Source organism: Mesorhizobium comanense (assembly GCF_005503535.1).
GTDB lineage: Bacteria > Pseudomonadota > Alphaproteobacteria > Rhizobiales > Rhizobiaceae > Mesorhizobium > Mesorhizobium comanense.
Genome location: NZ_SCNN01000038.1, coordinates 1 through 21,752 on the forward strand (window position 1 = coordinate 1; position 21,752 = coordinate 21,752).

20 protein-coding genes and 1 pseudogene are annotated in these 21,752 nt (G+C 63.4%); 17 read left to right on the forward strand and 4 right to left on the reverse strand.

What is annotated here, in order from left to right:
* Nucleotides 1-90 precede the first annotated feature (90 nt).
* From FFS37_RS33400 to FFS37_RS33410, 3 genes are all read left to right on the forward strand, one after another.
* Nucleotides 91-606 (forward strand): DUF1419 domain-containing protein, encoded by a 516-nt coding sequence (locus FFS37_RS33400; protein WP_137935194.1) that lies wholly within the window; start codon nucleotides 91-93, stop codon nucleotides 604-606.
* An 11-nt stretch (nucleotides 607-617) separates the two neighbouring features.
* A complete protein-coding gene (locus FFS37_RS33405) occupies nucleotides 618-1,007 on the forward strand; it encodes a hypothetical protein (RefSeq protein ID WP_137935195.1) in 390 nt (129 codons plus the stop codon).
* Nucleotides 1,008-1,187: 180 nt separating this feature from the next.
* Nucleotides 1,188-6,293 carry a DEAD/DEAH box helicase family protein gene (locus FFS37_RS33410; RefSeq protein ID WP_137935196.1) on the forward strand — a complete coding sequence of 1,702 codons (5,106 nt, stop codon included), beginning with the start codon at nucleotides 1,188-1,190 and terminating at the stop codon, nucleotides 6,291-6,293.
* A gap of 230 nt (nucleotides 6,294-6,523) precedes the next feature.
* On the opposite strand, the gene FFS37_RS33420 is transcribed toward FFS37_RS33410, so the two are convergent.
* Nucleotides 6,524-7,183: a hypothetical protein gene (locus tag FFS37_RS33420; RefSeq protein ID WP_137935198.1), complete on the reverse strand. Its 660-nt coding sequence runs from the start codon at nucleotides 7,181-7,183 to the stop codon at nucleotides 6,524-6,526.
* Nucleotides 7,184-7,374: 191 nt separating this feature from the next.
* Here FFS37_RS33420 and FFS37_RS33425 point away from each other — a divergent pair, with 191 nt between their 5' ends.
* The 5 genes from FFS37_RS33425 to FFS37_RS33445 all read left to right on the forward strand — a co-directional run bounded on the left by FFS37_RS33425 (nucleotide 7,375) and on the right by FFS37_RS33445 (nucleotide 12,028).
* The gene (locus FFS37_RS33425; RefSeq protein WP_137935199.1) at nucleotides 7,375-9,135 is read left to right on the forward strand and encodes a ParB N-terminal domain-containing protein; all 1,761 of its coding nucleotides are present in this window, start codon (nucleotides 7,375-7,377) and stop codon (nucleotides 9,133-9,135) included.
* 91 nt (nucleotides 9,136-9,226) lie between these two features.
* Complete coding sequence (locus FFS37_RS33430) at nucleotides 9,227-9,676, forward strand: hypothetical protein (protein WP_137935200.1); 450 nt, start codon at nucleotides 9,227-9,229, stop codon at nucleotides 9,674-9,676.
* On the forward strand, nucleotides 9,673-10,563 hold the full coding sequence (locus FFS37_RS33435; RefSeq protein ID WP_137935201.1) for a DUF7007 domain-containing protein: 891 nt from the start codon (nucleotides 9,673-9,675) through the stop codon (nucleotides 10,561-10,563). The genes FFS37_RS33430 and FFS37_RS33435 overlap by 4 nt, the downstream gene beginning before the upstream one ends.
* Complete coding sequence (locus tag FFS37_RS33440; protein WP_137935202.1) at nucleotides 10,560-10,883, forward strand: hypothetical protein; 324 nt, start codon at nucleotides 10,560-10,562, stop codon at nucleotides 10,881-10,883. The genes FFS37_RS33435 and FFS37_RS33440 overlap by 4 nt, the downstream gene beginning before the upstream one ends.
* 560 nt (nucleotides 10,884-11,443) lie before the next feature.
* Nucleotides 11,444-12,028 carry a hypothetical protein gene (locus FFS37_RS33445; RefSeq protein WP_137935203.1) on the forward strand — a complete coding sequence of 195 codons (585 nt, stop codon included), beginning with the start codon at nucleotides 11,444-11,446 and terminating at the stop codon, nucleotides 12,026-12,028.
* 37 nt (nucleotides 12,029-12,065) lie between these two features.
* Here FFS37_RS33445 and FFS37_RS33450 read toward each other — a convergent pair whose 3' ends face one another.
* Both FFS37_RS33450 and FFS37_RS33455 read right to left on the reverse strand, forming a co-directional pair.
* A complete protein-coding gene (locus tag FFS37_RS33450; RefSeq protein ID WP_137935204.1) occupies nucleotides 12,066-12,539 on the reverse strand; it encodes a type II toxin-antitoxin system VapC family toxin in 474 nt (157 codons plus the stop codon).
* On the reverse strand, nucleotides 12,536-12,787 hold the full coding sequence (locus tag FFS37_RS33455) for a type II toxin-antitoxin system Phd/YefM family antitoxin (protein ID WP_298799596.1): 252 nt from the start codon (nucleotides 12,785-12,787) through the stop codon (nucleotides 12,536-12,538). Before FFS37_RS33455 ends, FFS37_RS33450 begins: the two co-directional genes overlap by 4 nt.
* Nucleotides 12,788-13,100: 313 nt before the next feature.
* Between FFS37_RS33455 and FFS37_RS33460 the strand changes: the two genes are divergently transcribed.
* From FFS37_RS33460 to FFS37_RS35925, 7 genes and pseudogenes are all read left to right on the forward strand, one after another.
* The gene (locus FFS37_RS33460) at nucleotides 13,101-14,027 is read left to right on the forward strand and encodes an ArdC family protein (RefSeq protein ID WP_137935206.1); all 927 of its coding nucleotides are present in this window, start codon (nucleotides 13,101-13,103) and stop codon (nucleotides 14,025-14,027) included.
* Nucleotides 14,027-14,575, forward strand: a complete 549-nt coding sequence (locus FFS37_RS33465; RefSeq protein ID WP_137935207.1) for a hypothetical protein — start codon at nucleotides 14,027-14,029, stop codon at nucleotides 14,573-14,575. The genes FFS37_RS33460 and FFS37_RS33465 overlap by 1 nt, the downstream gene beginning before the upstream one ends.
* Nucleotides 14,575-15,518 (forward strand): annotated as a pseudogene (locus FFS37_RS33470) (hypothetical protein). The gene FFS37_RS33465 and the pseudogene FFS37_RS33470 overlap by 1 nt, the downstream one beginning before the upstream one ends.
* A gap of 613 nt (nucleotides 15,519-16,131) precedes the next feature.
* Nucleotides 16,132-16,398: a hypothetical protein gene (locus FFS37_RS33475; protein WP_137935208.1), complete on the forward strand. Its 267-nt coding sequence runs from the start codon at nucleotides 16,132-16,134 to the stop codon at nucleotides 16,396-16,398.
* Nucleotides 16,399-17,325: 927 nt separating this feature from the next.
* Nucleotides 17,326-17,637 (forward strand): DUF736 domain-containing protein, encoded by a 312-nt coding sequence (locus FFS37_RS33485; RefSeq protein WP_137935209.1) that lies wholly within the window; start codon nucleotides 17,326-17,328, stop codon nucleotides 17,635-17,637.
* 317 nt (nucleotides 17,638-17,954) lie between these two features.
* Complete coding sequence (locus FFS37_RS35920; protein WP_171026527.1) at nucleotides 17,955-18,122, forward strand: hypothetical protein; 168 nt, start codon at nucleotides 17,955-17,957, stop codon at nucleotides 18,120-18,122.
* Nucleotides 18,123-18,466: 344 nt separating this feature from the next.
* Nucleotides 18,467-18,640, forward strand: coding sequence for a hypothetical protein (locus FFS37_RS35925; protein ID WP_171026528.1), 174 nt, complete (start codon nucleotides 18,467-18,469; stop codon nucleotides 18,638-18,640).
* Between the two features lie 43 nt (nucleotides 18,641-18,683).
* Here FFS37_RS35925 and FFS37_RS33490 read toward each other — a convergent pair whose 3' ends face one another.
* Nucleotides 18,684-18,953 (reverse strand): WGR domain-containing protein, encoded by a 270-nt coding sequence (locus FFS37_RS33490; protein WP_137935210.1) that lies wholly within the window; start codon nucleotides 18,951-18,953, stop codon nucleotides 18,684-18,686.
* A gap of 615 nt (nucleotides 18,954-19,568) precedes the next feature.
* Between FFS37_RS33490 and repA the strand changes: the two genes are divergently transcribed.
* Nucleotides 19,569-20,732 carry a plasmid partitioning protein RepA gene (gene repA, locus FFS37_RS33495; RefSeq protein ID WP_232375874.1) on the forward strand — a complete coding sequence of 388 codons (1,164 nt, stop codon included), beginning with the start codon at nucleotides 19,569-19,571 and terminating at the stop codon, nucleotides 20,730-20,732.
* Nucleotides 20,729-21,736, forward strand: a complete 1,008-nt coding sequence (gene repB, locus FFS37_RS33500; protein WP_137935212.1) for a plasmid partitioning protein RepB — start codon at nucleotides 20,729-20,731, stop codon at nucleotides 21,734-21,736. The genes repA and repB overlap by 4 nt, the downstream gene beginning before the upstream one ends.
* Nucleotides 21,737-21,752: the final 16 nt, after the last annotated feature.

Below are 21,752 nucleotides of genomic sequence, written 5' to 3' on the forward strand. Positions count from 1 at the left end.
CTTTCCTGAACGCCCTTTAGCCAGAAAATTAGGTTGCGGCGCTGGGTGAACTTTAGCTGATCAGCCAAGCTACGATCACGTCGCCGCAACATAACCGTCTACGCAACATATTCGAACTTATGTGCTGTTCAACATAAGTTCGAGATCGGCGAGGCCGAGCACGACTATATGTTCGCGGTGGAAGCGCCGCTCTGGATCCGTGGTTCGATGTTCGCGCTCCGGCAATTCCTGACCGGCTCGGTGACGTCAGTATTTTTCGCGCTGCGCATCGACGACGCCATCCGTTACTTTCATGGCTACTGCGATCTTTCCGACGATATGTCCGTCGAGCGCATGCGTCTCGCCATCATCGAACGCGAGAGCCGGCCGGTGCGGGCGATGACGCGGGAAGAACGTCTCGAGCACATCTGGAGCTGCACCGCCGAGCCCTATCGCGGCTACGCCGAACATCGATGGCCCCATGCGTCCCGCGGCCGGCGCACCGTGCTCTTCTTCGGCGGAAAACTGGGCAGCGTCCCGAAACTGCTCGAAGCCATGACCGACGTGGAGATCGCCGCCAAGCTGCCGGTGCATCTGCGCTATCTGCCGGATGCGGCTGCGGCGTGATGGGGGCGGACATGACCTATCGGGTTTCATGGGACATCGACATCGATGACGCCAAATCGCCAATGGACGCCGCCAGCAAGGCGCACGAAATTATTCGCCGGCCGGGCACATCCGCGAACGTCTACAATGTCGAGGCGCCGGACGGCGTCGTCACCGTCGTGGGTCTGCAAGCGGGGGGCCTGCGTATCGCAAAGTCCTCCCCTGCTCTTCTACACACCCTCGATCGCGCCGAACGCTTTATCTCGGGTTTCGAGGGTGACGATCGCCAGGAGGGCGTCGATCAACTCCTGACTGATATTCGCGCCGCGCTGCAGGGGCGGATGAGAAACGGGAAGAAGAAGGGGTCGAAAAAGACCTCCCGCATGCGCGCCCGGCACGTCAAGGGCAGGCGTTGCCGCTGAAGCGGCCCCTGACCGGCCGTCCGCGACGCGGGCTCCGGACCGTGCAAGACAAGGTCTGAAGAAGGAAGGACATCGCTCCGCTTCGGACCGCATCACCCTCTCATCCCATCGCAAGCGCCCTCACCTGCTGGAACCCCTTCCCGCGGGCGATGGCGCACGCCTGCTCACAAGGAGATTTCGATGAGCAACGATCCTTTCACGCTCGATATGTTCGGCAACACCGCGCTGACATCCGGTCTGGGCCTCGGTATGTCCGCCTTCAGCGGCCACGATCCCTTCGGCGCCAATGACGACGATCCGGACCCGACGCCACCCGCCCCTGCCCCGGCTCTGCCGATCACCGCGGCGCGCAAGCCGGCCCCGCGCAAGCAGGGCGCGCGCAGCAATTTCTACCTCGACGACGAGGGCCGCGGTCTCGCCGCCGGCTGGAAGGAGCGAGCGAAGGCGAACGTCGCCGCCATCCTGATCGCCGGCGAAATCGAAAAGCAGGACCGCCCGGCGACATCAGAGGAACAGCGGAAACTCATACGCTTCACCGGCTTCGGCGCATCGGAGCTGGCGAACGGCATGTTCCGCCGGCCGGGCGAGGTGGAGTTCCGCGAGGGTTGGGACGATCTCGGCAGTTCGCTGGAGGCGGCCGTCAACGATGCCGACTATGCCTCGCTCGCCCGCTGCACCCAATATGCGCATTTCACGCCCGAATTCATCGTCAAGGCGATGTGGGCCGGGCTCCAGCGTCTCGGCTGGCGCGGTGGCCGCGTGCTGGAGCCGGGCATCGGCACGGGGCTGTTCCCCGCGCTGATGCCGCCGGCCTATCGCGCCAACAGTTGTGTCACAGGCATCGAGCTCGATCCGGTCACGGCGCGCATCGTCCGGCTGCTGCAGCCGAAGGCGCGCATCGTCAACGGCGACTTCGCTCGCACCGATCTCGGCGTCGTCTATGACCTTGCCATCGGCAACCCACCCTTCTCCGACCGGACCGTCCGCTCGGACCATCACTATCGACCGCTTGCGCTGCGTCTGCACGACTACTTCATCGCCCGCTCAATCGACCTCTTGAAGCCCGGCGGGCTGGCAGCCTTCTTGACGAGCAGCGGCACCATGGACAAGGCAGACGCGACGGCGCGCACGCATATCGCAAAATCGGCCAATCTCGTCGCCGCCATCCGACTGCCCGAGGGCAGCTTCCGCCGTGACGCCGGTACGGACACCGTCGTCGACATCCTCTTCTTCCGCAAGCGCAAGATCGCCGAGGCGCAGGACGACGTTTCGTGGCTTGAGATCGACGAAATCCGCCCGGCTACGGATGACGAAGGCGCCATCCGCGTCAACCGCTGGTTCGCCGACAACCCCGACATGGTTCTCGGCACCCACGCGCTGACCTCCGGTCCATTCGGCGAAACCTATACCTGCCGTCCCCGCGTCGGCGAGGATCTTGCCGCGTCGCTGAACGCTGCCGTCGGCCTCCTGCCGGAAAACGTCTATGACGGCGAGCCGACCGAGATCGATCTCGATCTCGAGGAGGAGCTGGCCGAGATTGTCGACCTGCGGCCCGGCAACGCCAATGTTCGCGAAGGCAGCTACTTCATCGACAACAGGCAGGGCCTGATGCAGATCGTCGACGGTGCGCCCGTCGTGATCAAGGTCAGGAAGGGCCGTACCGGCGACGGTCTGACGGAAAAGCACGTCCGTACCATCCAGAAGCTGATCCCGGTTCGCGACGCGGTGCGCGAGGTGCTGAAGGCCCAGGAGACCGGCCGGCCATGGCGCGACCTGCAGGTCCGGCTGCGCATCGCCTGGTCGAGCTTCGTCAGGGATTTCGGGCCGATCAATCACACGACCGTCAGCATCACCGAGGACGACGAGACCGGCGAGACCCGCGAGACGCATCGCCAGCCGAACTTGCAGCCCTTCCGGGATGACCCGGATTGCTGGCTGGTCGCCTCCATCGAGGACTACGACCTCGACACGGATACGGCCAAACCCGGTCCGATCTTCACGCAGCGCGTCATCGCGCCCCCTGCCCCACCGTTGGTGACGAATGCCGGCGACGCGCTTGCCGTCGTGCTCAACGAGCGCGGCCGCGTCGACCTCGACCATATCGCCGAGCTTCTCCACTGCGACCGCGACAAGGTGGTCGACCAACTCGGTGACACCGTGTTCCAGGATCCGGCCGACGGCGCGTGGCAGACCGCCGACGCCTATCTCTCCGGCCCGGTCCGCACCAAGCTTGCCGCAGCTGAAGCCGCCGCGGCGCTCGATCCGATCTTCGAGCGCAATGTCCGCGCGCTTCAGGCGGTGCAACCCGCCCCTCTCCGTCCCTCGGATATCACCGCGCGGCTCGGTGCGCCCTGGGTTCCGCCCGCCGATGTCGTCGCCTTCGTCAAGGAGAAGATGGAAGCCGATATCAAGATCCACCATATGCCGGAACTCGGTTCCTGGACTGTCGAAGCGCGCCAGCTCGGCTATCGCGCCGCCGGCACGTCGGAATGGGGAACGAGCCGCCGGCACGCCGGCGAACTGCTCGCCGATGCGCTCAATAACCGCGTGCCGCAGATCTTCGACACCATCAAGGACGTCGGCGGCGAACGGCGGGTGCTGAACGTCGTCGATACCGAAGCTGCCCGCGAGAAGCTGCAGAAGATCAAGACGGAATTCGAGCGCTGGGTCTGGACCGACCCGGAGCGGACCGACCGGCTAGCCGGCGTCTATAACGAGCGCTTTAACAACCTCGCGCCGCGCAAGTTCGACGGCTCGCATCTCCAGCTGCCAGGCGCCTCCGCCGCATTCCAACTCTACGCGCACCAGAAGCGCGGCATCTGGCGCATCATCGCCGATGGCGCGACCTATCTCGCCCACGCCGTCGGCGCCGGCAAGACGATGACCATGGCCGCGGCGATCATGGAACAGCGCCGTCTCGGCCTGATCGCCAAGGCGATGCTGGTCGTACCAGGCCATTGCCTTGCCCAGGCCGCCCGCGAGTTCCTGGCGCTCTATCCTTCCGCCCGCATTCTCGTCGCCGACGAGAGCAACTTTACGAAAGACAAGCGGGCGCGCTTCCTGTCACGCGCGGCGACGGCAACCTGGGACGCGATCATCATCACCCATTCAGCCTTCAGGTTCATCGCTGTCCCCTCCGCCTTCGAACAGAGCATGATCCAGGACGAGCTGCAGCTCTACGAGGATCTGCTGACCCGGGTCGAGCCCGACGACCGTGTCTCGCGCAAGCGTCTCGAACGGCTGAAGGAGGGTCTGGAGGAGCGGCTGACAGCGCTGGCTACCCGCAAGGATGATCTGCTGACCATCTCGGAAATCGGCGTCGACCAGATTGTCGTCGACGAGGCGCAGGAATTCCGCAAGCTATCCTTCGCCACCAATATGTCGACGCTGAAGGGCATCGATCCGAACGGCTCGCAACGCGCATGGGACTTGTTTGTAAAGTCTCGGTTCCTCGAAACCAAGAACCCCGGCCGCGCGCTCGTACTCGCCTCCGGCACGCCGATCACCAACACGCTTGGCGAGATGTTCTCCGTCCAGCGCCTGCTCGGCTACGACGCTCTCCATGAACGCGGCCTGCATGAATTTGATGCCTGGGCATCGTGCTTCGGCGACACGACCACGGAACTGGAAATCCAACCGTCCGGCAAATACAAGCCGGTCAGTCGCTTCGCCTCCTTCGTCAATGTTCCGGAACTCATCGCCATGTTCCGGGCATTCGCGGACGTGGTGATGCCCGCCGATCTCCGTGAATATGTGCGTGTTCCGGCCATCTCCACCGGCGGGCGCCAGATCGTCACCGCGACGCCCACCGCGGCATTCAAGATGTACCAGCAGATCCTCGACAGCCGCATCAAGGCGATCGAGATGCGCGAGGGGCCGGCGCAGCCCGGCGACGATATCCTGCTTTCCGTCATCACCGACGGTCGCCATGCCGCGATCGACCTGCGCCTCGTCATGCCCGCCAACGACAATGAGCCCGACAACAAGCTCAACCTGCTTGTCCAGAACGCCTTCCGCATCTGGCAGGAAACGGCGGACCAGGTGTTCGTGCGGTCGGACGGCAAGCCCTATGACCTGCCGGGCGCCGCGCAGATGATCTTTTCCGACCTCGGTACGATCAACGTGGAAAAGACGCGGGGGTTTTCGGCCTATCGCTGGATCCGCGACGAGCTGGTCCGGCTCGGCGCGCCCGCCAGCGAGATCGCCTATATGCAGGACTATAAGAAGTCCGAGGCCAAGCAACGCCTGTTCGGGGATGTCCGCGCGGGCAGGGTGCGCTTCCTGATCGGCTCCTCCGAGACGATGGGCACTGGCGTCAATGCCCAGCTCAGGCTGAAGGCACTCCATCACCTCGATGTGCCGTGGCTGCCGTCGCAGATCGAGCAGCGCGAGGGCCGCATCGTCCGGCAGGGCAACCAGCATGATGTCGTCGACATCTTCGCCTATGCGACGCAGGGTAGCCTGGATGCCAGTATGTGGCAGAACAACGAGCGCAAGGCCCGGTTTATCGCCGCGGCCCTCTCCGGCGACACGTCGATCCGTCGGCTGGAAGATCTCGGTGAGGGTGCCGCCAATCAGTTTGCGATGGCGAAGGCCATTGCCAGCGGCGACGAGCGCCTGATGAAAAAGGCGGGTCTGGAAGCCGACATCGCCCGCCTCGAGCGCCTGCGCGCCGCCCATGACGACGATCTCTTCTCGGTGCGCCGGCGGCTGCGGGAGGCCGAACGCGATATCGAGGTCGCGACGCGCCGGATCGACGAGATCGGCAAGGATATCGCGCGGCTGGTACCGACAGCAGGCGAGGCTTTCACGATGACCGTCCTCGGGGAGCGACACGTTGAGCGCAAGGACGCCGGGCGCGCGATGATGAAGGAAATCCTCACGCTGGTCCAGCTTCAGCAGGAGGGCGAGGCCCAGCTCGGCTCGATCGGCGGCTTCGACGTCATCTACGAGGGCGAGCGCTTCGGCAAGGACGGGTATCACTACCGCACCGTCCTGCAACGCACCGGCGCCGACTACGAGGTCGATCTGCCAGTGACGGTCACACCGCTCGGTGCAATCTCCCGTCTCGAACATGCGCTCGATGATTTCGAGGGCGAGCGTTACCGCCAGCGCCAGCATCTGGAAGACGCCAACCGCCGGCTCGCCTCCTACCGCGCGCACGAAACCGGCACTTTCGCCTTCGCCGACGAACTCGCCGCCAAGCGCCGGGAATTGGAGGAGGTCGAGGAGGTGCTGGCCGCTGAAGCCCGCGCCACCGCCGAGCCTGTCGCGCAAGCGGCGTAATGCCGGCGACGATCATGGCGGGAGCAACGCAGCCGCCGCATAGCTGCGTTGCACAATAAATGTTTTCCAGACGGTCAAGAAACGGGCATTATGCTCGCAGTTGATGCACATGGCGGTTTTCTCCTCCCAGTGCCCGCCGCGTCAGCTGTTCCCCTCTGGAGGTTTCGACCTTCACACTTCAATGGGCCGCGTTTTCGCAGGCCCATTTTTTTTGCTCAGGTTTCGGCCGGTCACATGCGCGATGCTGCCAACCGCGCGATCTCGACCGTCGCATCGTATCCGATCCCGTTCGTCGTGATCGTGACGTCGTCTTTCCCCTTGAACAGATAGACGGCATAATAATCCGTCTCGTTCTGATCGAGCTTTAGCCCCCAGGCGCTGTCGCCGACATCCGGTACCTCGACGATTTCTCCCGGCTTAGCTTGCGCCTTCTGGCCTGCGATCATCTGGTCGAAATACGCCCGCTCGCTGCCGGCCGGCACGCCCTGGCTTTCTCCTGCAAAATACATCACCTGCGCGTAGGCATCGGCCCTCCCGCCCTGCCAGGAGCAGAGATTGGCGCTTGTCTCGCGTATCGTCGCCGGTGCGCCGATGAACCGCTCCATCTCGGCGCCCGTCACCTTCTGGCAAGCAATCACGTCAGGGTTGACGCCCGCCGGTGGCTGTGCCGCGCCATCTGCGGCCAAGGCAGGCGCTACCGTTGCCAGCGCAAATATCATTCCCGTGGTGGTCCGCACGCTCTCTCCTTCAATTCGACTGGCGACGATGCTCGCCGTCAATCCGGGCGAGAACATGGTCGATGGCGAAAGGACGGAAAGGGGAAGAAAAGGGAGAAAAAGGAGGGAAGGAATCCGATCGCAGATCGGTCCTCCCGCCGGCGCTTCGCTCAACCGCCGCCTGCGCATCCCGGCAACTCGTCCTTCGCAGGGCCGTCGGCCCCGCTTGTCCTTCGTCGCAGGGACGCTCGGCGGCAGTTGCGCCGGTCCGGCCGCCCCGCGGTCCGGGAGGTGTCTTCGGAAAAAAGAAGACACGAGAAGGACCGGCAAGAGGGCCGCGTCCGTACCCCGGAAAGGAATATCCCATGCGTGTTGCTGTCGTCGATCCCCGATTGCTCAAGGACAACCCCGACAAGGCTCGCCAGTCGAAATCGTCGCCCCAGGCCGATGCCTTGATGGTCGCCACGATAAAGGCGGTCGGCATCATCAATCCTCCGATCGTTTTCGCCGAACCCGGTGGTGGAAACGGCCTCATCATCGACAACGGCCATCGCCGCCGGGACGGGGCGATCGCCGCCAACCTCGACGAAATCAAGGTGCTGGTCATCGAGGCGGCGAACGACAATGGGGCGATGCGCAACATGGTCGAAAACATCGCACGCGAGAATCTCAATCCCGTCGACCAATGGCGCGGGGTCGAACGCCTCGTCGCGCTCGGCTGGACCGAGGAAGCCATCGCACTGGCGCTTGCCCTCCCCGTCCGCCAGATCAAGAAGCTCCGCCTGCTTGCCAATCTCTTCCCCAGTATGCTGGAGCAGATCGCGCTGGGCGACATGCCGAGCGAGCAGCAACTTCGCATCATCGCCGCCGCCAGCGTCGAAGACCAGGAGTCGGTCTGGAAGGCGAGCAAGCCGAAGAAGGGCGATACGGCGCAATGGTGGTCGATCGCCAACGCTTTGAACAAGAAGCGCATGTATGCGCGCGATGCCAGCTTCGGCGATGACCTTGCCGCATCCTATGGCATCGAATGGTTGGAGGACCTCTTCGCTCCTGCGAACGAGGATAATCGCTACACGACAAATGTCGAAGGCTTCCTTGGCGCACAGCACGAGTGGATGACATCGAACCTTCCGAAGCGCGGCGCGATTGTCGAAGTCAACAGCTATGGCCAGCCGGAGTTGCCAAAGAAGGCCGAGCGCGTCCATGGCAAGGCGCTGAAGTCAGACCGCACGGCAATGTATCTCGACCGTGAGGGCAAGGTCCAGTCGATTGTCTACCGGCTGCCCGACGAAAAGAAATCGACGGTCAAGGGCGGCACGGCAACGATTGGTGGCACCGGCGGCGACGAGCCCATCGTGGCGTCCAAGCCGCGTCCGGACGTGACGCAGCGTGGTCACGACGTGATCGGCGATTACCGCACCGACGCGTTGCACGAGGCACTCGGCCGCGCGCCGATCGAGGATGACACGCTGATGGCGTTGCTGGTCCTCGGCTATGCCGGCACCAACGTCCGCGTCGATTCCGGCGCCGGTGGCGCGATGTTCGGCGGAACCCGCTTCAACCGGCACGCGGCGATGCTGTTCGACGACGACGGGAAGTTCCTGTTCGACCTGGACACCCTGCGGATTGCCGCGCGCAAGACGCTCATCGACGTCCTGTCATGCCGTCGCGGCATGTCGAACAGCGGTGTCCTGTCCCGCGTTGCCGGCGGGGCCATCGGGGCGGATGCCTTCCTTCCGAACATGGGCACCGTCGATTTCCTCGAATGCCTTTCTCGTCAGGCACTCGAAACTTCCTGTAGCGAAGCGTCGGTCTCGCCGCGTCAGCGCGTTCGCGAAACCCGCGCGGCGCTGGTCGAGCATTTCAAGGAGGGGCACTTCGTCTACCCCGCTGCCCGGTTCGCGCCGGAGCTGTCCGAGCTTTCCGAGATCCTCAAGGCCCGCGGCATTGCTGCGGAGGACGACGAACAAACCGAGGACGATCAGGCTGAGAGCGATGGCGAAGAGGCCTCCACCACCGAAGCTACCCCGGAGGTGATCGACGACGCCGCGCAGGCGGACGGCGACACCCAGACGGAGGAGACCGTCATCGAGGACGACACCGCCTATTCGGTCGCCGCTGAATAGGCCGCCGCACTTCCCTTTCCCGCTCGACACCTCCGCCGGCACCACCGGCGGCGGAGGTGTGTCCGGCAACCCGATCCTGCAGGAGAACGCTATGAATGCGGACCTGATCATCTCGCTCGCGCCCATCGGTTCCGTCGTCGAATGGTCCGACGGAGCCCCCCGTCCCCCAGAGCACCACGTCGCGACGCTCTATCACTGGAATCACAACAACGGCGCCGGTCTTCTCGTCCGCAAATGCGGCGAGACTGGTCCGGATCATCCCGGCGCCCAGCCCTTTTTTATGCTCCGCTGTGAGGACGACCTTCGCACGTTTTCCGTCGGCCTTACCTATCGTTTCCGAATTGCCTCCCGCCCGAAGATCGGATCGATCCGGATCTTCGAGCGGGACGATCCCGCCGCCCTGATGCTTCATCTTGCCGATGACTGGGACGCCGCCCGCGCCTGGCTCACCGACAACACCGCCTTGTCCGACGCATTCACGGTTGAAGTCACGGCCGACGAGCTGGCGGCTGATCATGTCGAGGGGAGGACGGCGGCATGAACCCGATCGATCTTCCCGACGATTCTGCTTCGGCCCTTGAGGATACAGGGGTCGAGTTCGGCTCCAGCAGTGAGGGCTTTCCGGTCGCCCGACTGGGCGATCTCCTGCTCGCCATGCTGCCACGCTCGACCGGCGGCGGGTTCCTCGCCAGCGCATGGCGCCTGGCACGACCGCTATCGACGTTGCGGCGCGAGGATTTCTACGAACACGACGGCGAACTTGCCAATCCGGCCGCATTCCGGGCGCGTGTTCTGGAAACCGCGCAGCATAGGCGCGAATTGTCGAGGCTTCAGCGTCTCCAGACCAGGATGGTCTGCAGCACGCCATGGGGGTCTTCACAGCTTGCGACGATCTATGCCGAGGGCATCGCCGCGCACATGACCGCCGGACATGGCGGCTTTCGCCTCTCGGCCGAGCGAAACAAGCGGATCATTCCGTCTCTTCGGATCGGTTCGGGTTGGTACGAGGAGGATGAAGCCTGGGCGATTGTCGCCCTCACCTTCCCCGAGCTGTTTACGAGCTACGAGCGCGCGCTCGCGGATCGCACGATCCGGGACAAATGGCCGGACGAATGGGAGGCGATCTTCGGACGTCCGCTTCAGCCAGGAGAATCGAGCGGCAAGGACCGCCGAGACTTCGAGCACCGTCATGACGGCGACTGGATCGTCGCGTTGGCGATCACCTCCGGCCATCATCCTGGCATGGTCGAAGTGGTGGCCATCCTCGGCGGTCGACGTGGCGCCAATACCATGGAGCGGCGGTTCCTGGTGCCGAAGCCTGAATACGAAGGACGCGGACCGTTCGGCTTCGTCATCGATGAGGGGCGTCATGCCGCCTATGATGGCCCGTCGTCCTTCGTCGGATGGGAGCGGAGGAAAGCGTCATGAACTTGCTTTCCGATTGCCGCTCGCTCCTGTCCCGCATGGAAGAGGCACGCCGGCAGACACAGCACCAGCTCGACCTGATCGACCGGCAGATTATCCGTCGGATGACAGCGGTCATTCCGCACCCGCATCCGCGCCGGCGCTCCTATCGGCGAGGCCAGCCGCCGGAGCCCGGAGCCTTCCTCGCCCGGTATCGCGCCAACCTCGCCGCGATCACGGCCGAGCGGCAGCAGGAGATCGATGCGCTATCGCGCAAGCTCGCCCGGCAGGACCGGGCAATCGCGGCACTGCGCGAGCGACCCGGCGGGCGGACATCGCCATGATTTTCTCCCGCGACCGCTGCGGCGAAACCCGGCCGGACCATCCGGTCACCCGCGTCCCCTGCCCTACCTGCATGGTTGGCGTCGGAAGGTGGTGTTGCCGGCCGTCCGAGCATCGCGCCGCCGGCCCTCGCACTGCGTTCCGGCCCGATCGTCGTCAGGTATCTGGTTCGACCGGACCGGACACGACCATGCGTGGCTGATCGGCGCATGAGGGTGTGAGTGTGCGGACGCTCTTGACCGTCGATTACCTTTCGGTTCCAGCGATGAGCCAACCCCTTGCCGGAGCACCCTTCGGTTCAGCACGGTCGTAATCCGGCGGCCGGTCGTTTCAAGGCCGCTGCGCGCCGCGTTGCGGCCGGTTCACCCTCCCTTCGCAAGGCGAGCCCGCGTCCCGCGCAGGGGCTGTGCCCCCGCTTGTCCGCAAGCCCGCCTTTCGCGCTCAGGCGCCCCGGACCTATGAAAGCGACCGTCTGACCGCCGGCTTTTCTCGACCGCACCGAAGGGCGCTCCGGCAAGGGGTCGGCGCAAGCCTTCGGAAGAAACCGAAAAGGAAATCGAAAATGGCCAAGTCAGCAACCTCCCGCCCGTCCGCCCGCGTCGTCCAGCTCCGCAAGGGTGCAACCCTCGAAATGGTCCGGCTCACCTGCCCGGATGCCGCCCAGGCGATGCGGATCGCCGAAAGCTTCGGGACCGCCGTCGTCGACGGCGACGGCGTGCGCGACACGCATGAACGCCTGATCCTCGAAACCGTCGATGCTCTATCCGAAGGCCTCGGTGAGCGCGCGATGCAGATCCACCTGCAACGCATCGTCGGAGCCTTCGTCGGATCCGCCCATGGCGCTGGCCAGTTCTACTCGCGCGCCGTGACCGAAGCCCGCGATGCCACGGCCAAGGCCGCCAGCGATGCCCGTGACGACGACCGCGATGGCATTGTCGGTTACGACAGTTCCGCCCAGCGCAAGCGGGAATTTGCCGCCGACATGGGTATCCAGGCATTCTCGCTCCGCATGGCCGCCGAAGGCGCGGTTGCGGCCTACGAACACGCTGTCGGGGAAGCCTGGAAGCCCTTCGATCGCCCGATCGACAATCCTGGTCAGACCCTCGACCGCAAAGCGGCCGAAGCGCAGATGGACGCGCTCGGTTGAGCGATCAGGTGGGGCCGCGGCCCCACCATTTCCGTTGCTACCGGGGCCTATTGGCCCTTGGACTCAGCGGAAACTTGGCCGGGTCATCGGTCCATGGATCGAAAATTGCCGCGCCCGAGTGGCGCGTGTCTTTCACGTTGCGCGTGACGAGATAGAGCTCGTATTCGATCGCGGTCGCTGCCAGCATCGTATCGATCACGGGCGGTGGATGCCCAGTGTCCTTTTTGACTTCTCCCGAAATGCGTCCCCACAACCGCACGGCCTCGTCGCGCAGGGAAAGCACACGATCGCCAAACCGATCCGCAAGAGCGTCCCGCGACGCGATATAGCGCGAGCGGTCGGGATGGTCGTTTGGCAGGTTATGAATTCCCTTGTCATACTCGGCGAGTGTCAGGATGCTGAGATAGAAAGTCTCTTCGTCTTGACCAGTCGCCCATGCTTTTACGGAGGGAGCGCCCTGCGGGTTGGTCAGCGCGGCCACCACATTGGTATCGAGCAGCCATCCCCTCACAGCTCGACATCCCGGCCAAGGTCGTCGTCGCGTTCAAGATCCAGGCCCCCGAGATGCAACGCCTCCATGAAGTTGACGAACGGTACGCGTGGCGTAGCCGGTGTCAGGCGCTCGAATTCTTCGACGCTCATGATGACAACCGCATCATGTCCCCGAACGGTTACGCGTTGGGGACCGTCCTCACGGGCATGCCGGACAACCTCGCTGAAGCGCGCTTTCGCGTCCTCGAGTTTCCACCGCCCGCTCATTGTCGGGTTCACTGATCTGTTCGTACCTGAAAGTTGTGTTTGCTTGCCCATTCGTTCCACCTAGTCAGATGGTCAGATATATAGCATGTCCTTCGTTCCGACACCAGATCGAACCTGAAAAGGAAAGAAGAAAGGCGAGCGCCAGGCGACCCGTCCGGCTTCGGTCCTGCCGGAGCCGGGAACCCGCGCAAGGGCTTCGCCCTCCTCCACTTCGTTCCGGCGCTTAGCGTGCGCCGTGCCCCTATGGCTCCGGCTTCCGGACCGCCGTGACGGGGTCGCGATAGGCGCGACCTCTCGAACGGAGGTAAGGAAAATGAGGAAAAAGACCGAAGCGCAGCGCGTCGACATCTACACGCGCATCACCGACAGGATCGTCGAAGATCTCTCGAAGGGGGTCCGCCCATGGGTGCAGCCGTGGTGCGCGTCCAACATGGAAGGCAGGATCACCCGTCCCTTGCGGCACAACGGCCTTCCTTATAGCGGCATGAACGTCCTGCTCTTGTGGTCGGAGGGCATCGCGCGAGGGTTCTCCTCGCCGATGTGGATGACGTTCAAACAGGCGTTGGAGCTTGGCGCAGCCGTGCGCAAGGGCGAGTCCGGCGCGACCGTGGTCTTCGCCAGTCGCTTCAGCAAGTCCGAATCCGATGGTCATGGCGGTGAGATCGAGCGCGAAATCCCCTTCCTCAAGGCGTATACCGTCTTCAACGTTGCGCAAATTGACGGCTTGCCCGACCGGTACCACCACGCCGCAGCGCCAATTACCGATCCCGTCGAGCGGATCGAGCATGCCGATCGGTTCTTCCGCAACACCGGCGCGCATATCCGCCATGGCGGCGACCGGGCCTTCTTCAGCCCTGCGTCCGACCACATACAGATGCCAGTTGTCGAAAGTTTCAAGGATGCGGCCTCCTACGTGGCAACCGTGAGCCATGAGGCCACCCACTGGACGGCGCCGGCGCATCGCGTCGGCCGCGATCTCAGCCGCTACAGCAAGGATCGCAGCGAACGCGCCCGCGAAGAACTGATCGCTGAACTCGGCAGTTGCTTCCTCTGCGCCGATCTCGGCATCGTGCCCGAACTGGAGCCGCGCCCGGATCACGCATCCTACCTTCAGTCGTGGCTGCAGGTGCTCTCCGACGACAAGCGGGCGATCTTCGCTGCCGCCGCGCACGCTCAGCGCGCCGTCGCCTACCTTCACAGCCTGCAGCCGGCCGCGGCCGAAGAGCGGGAGGCAGCATAATGGCTCCCCTCCCCGCAAACCGCCTTCTGATCCTCGCCTGCTCGGCGACGAAGCGCGACGGCCCGGCCTATATGCCGGCCATCGAACGCTATGACGGCCCCCTATGGCAGACGCTGCGATCGGTGGACCCGCGTGGAGAGAAGGCGAAGGTCGCCTTTCTTTCCGCGCGCTTGGGGTTCCGTGCCGCATCCACGCCGATCGAAATCTACGACGCGCGCATGACCCCGGCGATCGCGGCCGAGATTAAGGCGGGCGATCTCGGAACGCGGTGGCCGAAGCAGAAGACCCAGCGCCGCGTCATCGCCTCCGGCGAGCATCCCGGAATGCACATCGCGACGCTGACGGGCTATGGGCGCATTCCCTTCTCGGATATCGCCCTCGTCGGCGGCCATCTTTATCTCGATGTCATGCGTCATCTCATCGATCTGTTCCGCGAGCGCGGACATATCGTCGGCGATGGGAGGATCACCGAGATCAACGGCTCCATCGGCATCATGCGGCGGGATCTTCGCCGCTGGCTTGACCGCGAATTCGCGGAGGGACGCTGATGCTCAACGCTCCGCCTGTTTTCGAGCCGGTGGGGGGAAACCCCTCCGCCATTCGCCTTCGCGCGCTGAGCCTTGGCGCTGGGGTGCAATCCACGACCCTCGCTTTGATGGCCGCCCACGGTGAGATCGGTCCGATGCCCGATTGTGCGATCTTCGCCGACACGGGCTGGGAGCCACAGGCTGTCTATGATCATCTCGAATGGCTCATGTCCGGCAACGTGTTGCCGTTTCCCGTGCATATCGTCTCCGCCGGCAATATTCGTGACGACCTGATCGGCGCCGGCGACGGCAAACGCTGGGCGTCGATCCCGGCCTTCGCAAAGACGGTAACGCCCGTCGGTGCGGCTGTCCCGGTCTACGACGAGGACGATGACGGAGAGCTGATCGAAATCGGCACACGCGCAACAGCCCGCGAGACCGTGTCGATCGGCATGATCCGCAGGCAGTGCACCACGGACTATAAAATCGTCCCGATCCGACGAAGGGTCCGAGAGCTTGCCGGCCTCGCCCGCAAGCGTTCCCCTGACCATGCCGTGGTGGAGCAATGGATCGGCATCAGCTGCGACGAGATCGTCCGGGCGAAGCCCAGCTTCGAGCCTGGCAGGTCAAGCGCTTTCCGTTGATCGAAAAGCGCATGAGCCGACGGGATTGTCTCGCCTGGCTGCGCCGGCACAGCTATCCTGATCCCCCAAAGAGCGCCTGCGTGGGGTGCCCGTTTCATGACAACGCGCGCTGGCGCTTCATGCGTGACCACGATTTTGCGGCGTGGGCCGACGCCATTGAGGTCGACCAGGCGCTACGCAATGGCATCAGCGGTATTCGCGGTGAGGTTTTTTTGCATCGCTCGTGCGTGCCGCTGGACGAGGCCGATCTCTCGACGGCGTCAGATCGCGGACAGCTCGACCTCTGGCCGAACGAATGCGAGGGGATGTGCGGTGTCTGACGACCCCCGTGAAAATCGGGGCCGCCGCTCCTGGTACGCCCCCAGACGCAACGGCCCCACTCCGCGACCACTCCCGGTCTTTCAGCGAACCGGGAGCGAGTGAAAGCTTAGCCACTCGCGATAGCTGCGGCTTTCATGAAAGTGCCAGGATATCGAAATCCTGCCATGAAATTCCAACGTCTTCGGTATCAGCCGGTGCCTGCGGTAGGGAGCCGCCCTCAACAGAGCACGGAGCGCTGCCGCGGGGGCAGTCGGTCCCGCCTCCTCTTCGAGCCGCTACGCTGAGGCTCCTGCGGCTGCCCTGTTTCCCGCGCCGGCGCGTCGAGAATTCCCGAAATCCCGGCCTCCGGCCGTCGCTATGCTCATTTCTCCGATGCTCTTCATCTCTCCAGATCTCGTCTAGCCCGCGTCGCGGCGCGTCGGCGAGATTGAGGTCCGGCCGCCGCCGGACCCGTACTTCCCGTCCCTCGTCCTGAAAGGAAAATCGATGACCAAACTGCATCCCCTCACCCAAACAGAGCACGATGCCATTTGCGATTATGCCCTGGAGCATGGGCGGTACTGGTAAGCCAGTCTGCGCGATTACTGGATGAACGCGCGAACCACAGGCGTCATGCAGGCGCTGCGAAACAGCCATGGCCCGAGCTGGTTGGTTTCGTTTTCACTGACGCGGGATGAATCTTCGGCAGGACCAATCCGTGCAATATCTGTCACCGCGGGCAATGGCGACATCTTCGAAGCGACCATGATGGGAGCCGATGATCCCTGGACGATCACCTACCCCGAAGGGCAAGACCGATTTTACGGAACCGAACTCGAGGTCCGCGCGCACATCAGGCAGCTCATCCTGTCTCGTGCGGCCGCAAAGGTCGCGCCGTAAGTCGACATGGGGAGTTACGCGGACGCTCGTCGACCTGGAGGCTGATTCTGTATCTTGTCTTTGGCCATCGCCTGCGGCGACCGCGCTCTATGCCTCCGGCACGTAGCCAGCCTTCGGCCGTCTTCGCCGATTCCGGTGACGATCGACTTGTCCGGGTCGGCGCTTCGCCACCTCTATTGTAGTCCCGGCCGCGCTGTCTTCTCCAGATGGGCGCGAACGGTCGCGCTGGCCCATGGTGATTGGCGCGGCAACCGGAAGACCAGGGAGCGCCCCGCCTTGGCAGGCGGGCTGAGCATCAGTCATCCGTTCGACGGCGGCAGCTCAGGTGAACCCGGCGGCATGGCGCTGCCAAGGTAGCAGATGACCGGAGTGCATGGAAGCGGTGCCCCTATGCCTGCGGAAGAAGAGGATTCCGTGTCATCAAGGGTGTCGTCGTCCTACCGGCATTCGAGGAAAACCCTCCGACAGCCAACGCGGAAGGAGCGATATCGTCGGCAGTGGGCTCAATCGTCTGCGGCGCCACACCGGACATATACCTGCAGCGCAGTGTCGCCGACGAGGTTGCCGGCGGGAGCGAAGAAGGCCTGACGATGACGGCCCGCCATTTTCGAGACCCTTCCGGTTTGGTCAACCCTGGCGCGGCCAACACGTCCTCGATGTGGCATGTCTGATCGGAGACCGGCTGCGCCTCGATCGTCCTCCCGCAACGGCCGTCTCCAACTTTCTTCCCCTGCCGGAACCCACCCCATTCGACAAGTCGAACAGGGACCCCGGGCCGCCGTCATTCCTCGCTGGACAAGAAAGCCGGCTCCGGCCGCCCTCCACTTCGTTCCGGCCCAAGGGGTGCGGTCCGATCGTCCCCGATCCTTTCGACAGCCATCGAGGTCGCGATGGACGCGACCCGAGCAACCCGAAAGGATCTCGAAAATGGCTATCATCGGCAACTTCTCCACCAACGGCAACCTCATCAGCGGCGCGGTCCGCACCCTGACGGTATCGATGAAGGCACGCCTGGTTCCGATCGAGCGCACCTCGCGCGACGCTCCCGACTTCCGCGTGATGGCGGGCATGGCCGAGGTCGGCGCAGGCTGGAACGCCACCTCCACCGACGGCGAACCCTACATCTCGGTCAAGCTCGACGACCCGAGCTTCAACGCCCCGATCAACGCGGCCCTGTGGCCGAGCCAGGCCGACGGCGACTACGACCTGGTCTGGAACCGCCAGAAGCGTGACGCCTGACATCGGAAGCCCCGCCTGCCAAGGCGGGGCGCTCCCCTCTTAAGATGAGCGGGAAACGGGCATCGAGCCCGCGTCCCGCTTTCCGGGTGCCATTCGGAGAGGAAAAGTCTGCTCAGTCCGTCCGAGGGTGCCATGGCGGCAGGCAGGCCTCAAGGACATCGTGGTTCCCCCAAATTTCAGTCCCGCCCCTTGAGGGCCGCGCCAGAAATTCGGCTCCCCCACTCGCCGGCTCCGCCGGTCGCGTTCCGCGATCCTTGACTCCTGCCTGCCACCATGACCGCGCGCGTCGTCTTTCACAAAACGTCAAGGAGACGACGATGACCTACGACCTCGACCGCACGATCCTCGAACTCGAAGCTGAAGCCCGCAACGCCGATCCGGCCGAGCGCCGTCAGATCGAGGCCGAACTCGGCCTGGCGCGGGCCGAACGGGAAACGATCCTGGCCGAACAGGACGGTCGCATGAGCGCCGAGCCGCCGTTCTAGGGGCGGTTTCTGCCGTGTCGACGGGCCAGCCGCGGATCGACCGACGCAGCCGGCGCGAAGCCCAGCTTCGCCTTTCCAGGCGGGAGGAAAGCGGCCGGAGGAGGAGAAAGGCCGGTTGCCGCTCCTTCCTTTCGATGCCCTGTCATCGGCATCGGGGATGTTGCATCCCTCCCGGCGCGCCGCAACCCGCCGCCGCCAGAATTTTCCCCGCCTGCGGCTCCTCGCGCGCCAAAATTCAGGTGCCGTCTGGTCCTCCGCATCCGCTGCGGCCGTCCCGGTGCAGCGCGCCTCTCCGGGTTGCCGCCTATCCCCGCAATGAAAGCTTATCGAAAGGAGTAGAGATCATGCGCCAACTCGCCAAATTCCTCACCGTCACCGGCCGACGCCTCCGCACCCTCGCCAAGGTCGCCGCCCAGTTCTTTCGCAAGGGCAAGCTCGGCCTGAAGATCGCGTTCAAGATCCCGTTCTTCGTCGAGATCGAAGTCGCCTTTGAGACTGACTGGACCCGACGTCGATGAGGCTTCCCGCGAGGCCCGTCGTCGCGGGCCTCCTCCCCCTCCCTCAGACGGCGCGGTCGGTTCGACTCGGTCCCGCAGGACGATAGCCGCGCGCCCGCTTCTGGCGTAGGAGATCGAGGAACAAGTGAACCGCCTCTTCCTCCCGCTCGAAATGATGCACCTTCTCCTGGCCCATCCTGCCGATGCGTCCCCATCGCCGTGTCAGGCAGGCCGTTCCGAACAGCGTCGGTTCGATCGTCATGGCGTAATACCGGGCCATGTTCTTCGTTGGCTCGGTGCGCTCGACATAAAGCTGGTAGGGCTGCGTGATCATGACGGAATCGTCGCTAATTGGGGCATTACTGTCCAACGACAATTCTGAATCGTTCGGACTTGATTGATTCACGTCGTTGATGGACGGCTGGACCGAGGAGAATCGGGCGAGATGCTTTGGCGATCGCGTGTTAGTCGATGCGCCGGGGAGCCCGAATACGGTGTCCGCCCATTCAACCCACCCCTCTCAAACTCTCCCCATGAAAGGTCAGGGCAGGATCTGCCGCCTCAAACACCCCACCCAAGGAAGGGCAAGCCCCTCCCTTGAACTCTACACTGGGGGAAGGGGATGGTTTCTTCCTCCCTTTCCTTAGACCCTATGCCTTTCCCGAGGGTGGCCCTTCGACGTGGACTTTTCGTTTTGCCTTGTTTCCCAAGGGGTTCAGCGAGTTGCCACATGGCAACTTTCGGCCCGGATCACCTATCCTGCTCCGCGGGAATCCTCATCGCTGGTTTCTACAAATCGCGTTAAGGTTTTGTTAACCCTATTTTCCTTGCCAACGATTGCGACTCGGAGCATTCTCGCCTACGACTTATTCGCCAACTTTGGAGAATTTTCGTAGTTATGTTGAAGGCTCGTAGTCAAGCCGCCGTTCCAGAGGCACCGAAGCCGTTGATGACCGACGTCATCGCGGGCGATGGCGCTGCGCTCTCCGAAGAGCTGCTTGCGATGCGCAAGGCGCTGTTCCCACCCGTTTCGAAAAAGACCCTTCGCTCTTTCTCCTCCGTCGAATCCGCGAAGTTAATTGGTATTGGCGACGCATACCTTCGTCAGCTTTCTCTTGGCGGGAAGGGCCCCCAGCCGGAAATCGGGTCTGGCGGCCGCCGCTGGTATAGCCTGGACCAGATTAATCAGATTCGCGCCGTCTTGGATGAGAATTCGAAGAGCAAGAATTATGTCCACCGGCGCAGGCCGGGTGAGCATTGCCAAGTCATGGCCGTCGTCAATTTCAAAGGTGGCAGCGGCAAGACCACGACCGCCGCTCATCTCGCGCAATATCTAGCGCTCCAGGGCTATCGCGTCCTTGGTGTCGATCTCGATCCGCAGGCCTCTATGACGGCATTGCACGGGTATCAGCCCGAGTATGACATCCAGGCGAATGAAACCATGTACGCTGCAATCCGCTACGATGATAAGCGGCGTCCCCTCTCGGAGATCATCAAGCCGACCTACTTCACCGGCCTCGATCTTATTCCCGGCAATTTGGAGCTGATGGAATATGAGCACGATACGCCCCGGGCCCTTGCAGAGCGATCCACGGAGCCCTTTTTCGGTCGCGTTGCATCCGCGCTCGGTTCCGTGGAAGCCAGATACGATGTGATCGTGATCGACTGCCCGCCACAGCTCGGTTTCCTGACACTGGGAGCGCTTTGCGCTTCGACGGGTCTGTTGATCACCGCCCATCCGCAGATGCTCGACGTCATGTCGATGTGCCAATTCCTGCTAATGACGTCCGACCTGCTCAGTGTGGTGCAAGATGCCGGTGGTGATCTCGACTATGATTTCATCCGATATGTCGTGACCCGTTACGAACCATCTGACGGCCCACAGGCGCAGATGGTCGGCTTCATGCGCTCGCTGTTTCGCGAAAGAGTGCTCACAAACACAATGCTGAAATCGACGGCAATTTCCGACGCTGGCTTGTCGAAGCAGACCCTGTACGAGGTGGGCCGTGAGAACTTCGCCAGGTCGACGTATGACCGGGCCATCGAGTCGCTCGATGCCGTAAACGGGGAAATCGAGAGCCTGATGAAGCAGGCCTGGGGGAGGGCGTCATGAGCCGCAAGGATACGCTCAAAGCCATGCTTTCCAGGCGAGACAGCGAGTTGCCACATGGCAACTCCGATGAGGAAGCGCACGAACTTGAAGCGGGCCAAGAGAAGAAGCTTCAGCATATCCGCTCGGGCGCCGTTGGGGCCATGGGACGATCGTTGGGCAACATTGTTAGCGCCGCAGACCAGGCGCGTGCCCTGATCGCGGAGGGGGCGGCAGTTGTCGATATCGCCCCCGACTTGATCGACAGCTCCTTCGTCTCCGATCGTCTGACGGATGACGGCGATAGCTTCCAGCAACTGCTGGAGGCTATCCGCACCTCCGGTCAGAGGAGCCCGGTCCTTTTGAGGCCGCACCCTGAAAAGTCTGATCGCTACCAGGTCGTCTTTGGTCATAGGCGCGTGCGCGTTGCCACCGCACTCCGGCGCCCCGTCAAAGCGGTCGTGAAGAACCTGTCCGACGAAGAACTGGTCGTTGCACAAGGTCAGGAAAACGCAGCGCGGGCCGACCTTAGCTATATCGAGCGCGGCCTGTTTGCTCTCGCACTCGAGGAGCGCGGCTTCGACCGGCAGGTAATCATGTCCGCATTGGGGATGGAGAAGACCCAACTCTCAAAACTTATGAGCGTCGCGCACTCGGTGCCCAGATCGATCATCGAAGCAATTGGACCAGCCCCGAAGGCTGGACGACCGCGCTGGATGGGATTGGCCGAGAAGCTCGCGGCAAGCAAGCCGAAGGCACTCGACGGTCTTCTGCAGAGCAAGGAATTCCGGGCTGCTGACACCGACGACCGCTTCGCGATGGTGATGGATGTGCTGACAGCAAAGCGCAAGGGAGTGAAACCCGAGACCGTCAAGTCAGAAAGCGGCCAGAAACTCGCGACCGTGCAGAGATCTGCCAAGGCCCTCAATCTGAGTTTCGATGAGAAATCTTCGCCTGCATTCGGCGATTTTGTGATCAGCAAACTCGAGCAGCTTCATCGTGAATATCAGGCGTCGATGGAGAGCTGACGTGGTTTACTTCTAG

Bases quoted from the DNA above. Each gene is read 5' to 3' on its own strand.
- FFS37_RS33435 (WP_137935201.1), top strand. From the start codon at position 9,673: ATGAACCCGATCGATCTTCCCGACGATTCTGCTTCGGCCCTTGAGGAT.
- FFS37_RS35920 (WP_171026527.1), top strand. From the start codon at position 17,955: ATGACCTACGACCTCGACCGCACGATCCTCGAACTCGAAGCTGAAGCC.
- FFS37_RS33455 (WP_298799596.1), bottom strand. From the start codon at position 12,787: ATGAGCGGGCGGTGGAAACTCGAGGACGCGAAAGCGCGCTTCAGCGAG.
- FFS37_RS33490 (WP_137935210.1), bottom strand. From the start codon at position 18,953: ATGATCACGCAGCCCTACCAGCTTTATGTCGAGCGCACCGAGCCAACG.
- FFS37_RS35925 (WP_171026528.1), top strand. From the start codon at position 18,467: ATGCGCCAACTCGCCAAATTCCTCACCGTCACCGGCCGACGCCTCCGC.
- FFS37_RS33445 (WP_137935203.1), top strand. From the start codon at position 11,444: ATGGCCAAGTCAGCAACCTCCCGCCCGTCCGCCCGCGTCGTCCAGCTC.
- FFS37_RS33440 (WP_137935202.1), top strand. From the start codon at position 10,560: ATGAACTTGCTTTCCGATTGCCGCTCGCTCCTGTCCCGCATGGAAGAG.
- FFS37_RS33425 (WP_137935199.1), top strand. From the start codon at position 7,375: ATGCGTGTTGCTGTCGTCGATCCCCGATTGCTCAAGGACAACCCCGAC.
- FFS37_RS33410 (WP_137935196.1), top strand. From the start codon at position 1,188: ATGAGCAACGATCCTTTCACGCTCGATATGTTCGGCAACACCGCGCTG.
- repB (WP_137935212.1), top strand. From the start codon at position 20,729: ATGAGCCGCAAGGATACGCTCAAAGCCATGCTTTCCAGGCGAGACAGC.
- FFS37_RS33460 (WP_137935206.1), top strand. From the start codon at position 13,101: ATGAGGAAAAAGACCGAAGCGCAGCGCGTCGACATCTACACGCGCATC.
- FFS37_RS33475 (WP_137935208.1), top strand. From the start codon at position 16,132: ATGCAGGCGCTGCGAAACAGCCATGGCCCGAGCTGGTTGGTTTCGTTT.
- FFS37_RS33405 (WP_137935195.1), top strand. From the start codon at position 618: ATGACCTATCGGGTTTCATGGGACATCGACATCGATGACGCCAAATCG.
- repA (WP_232375874.1), top strand. From the start codon at position 19,569: ATGACCGACGTCATCGCGGGCGATGGCGCTGCGCTCTCCGAAGAGCTG.
- FFS37_RS33430 (WP_137935200.1), top strand. From the start codon at position 9,227: ATGAATGCGGACCTGATCATCTCGCTCGCGCCCATCGGTTCCGTCGTC.
- FFS37_RS33465 (WP_137935207.1), top strand. From the start codon at position 14,027: ATGGCTCCCCTCCCCGCAAACCGCCTTCTGATCCTCGCCTGCTCGGCG.
- FFS37_RS33485 (WP_137935209.1), top strand. From the start codon at position 17,326: ATGGCTATCATCGGCAACTTCTCCACCAACGGCAACCTCATCAGCGGC.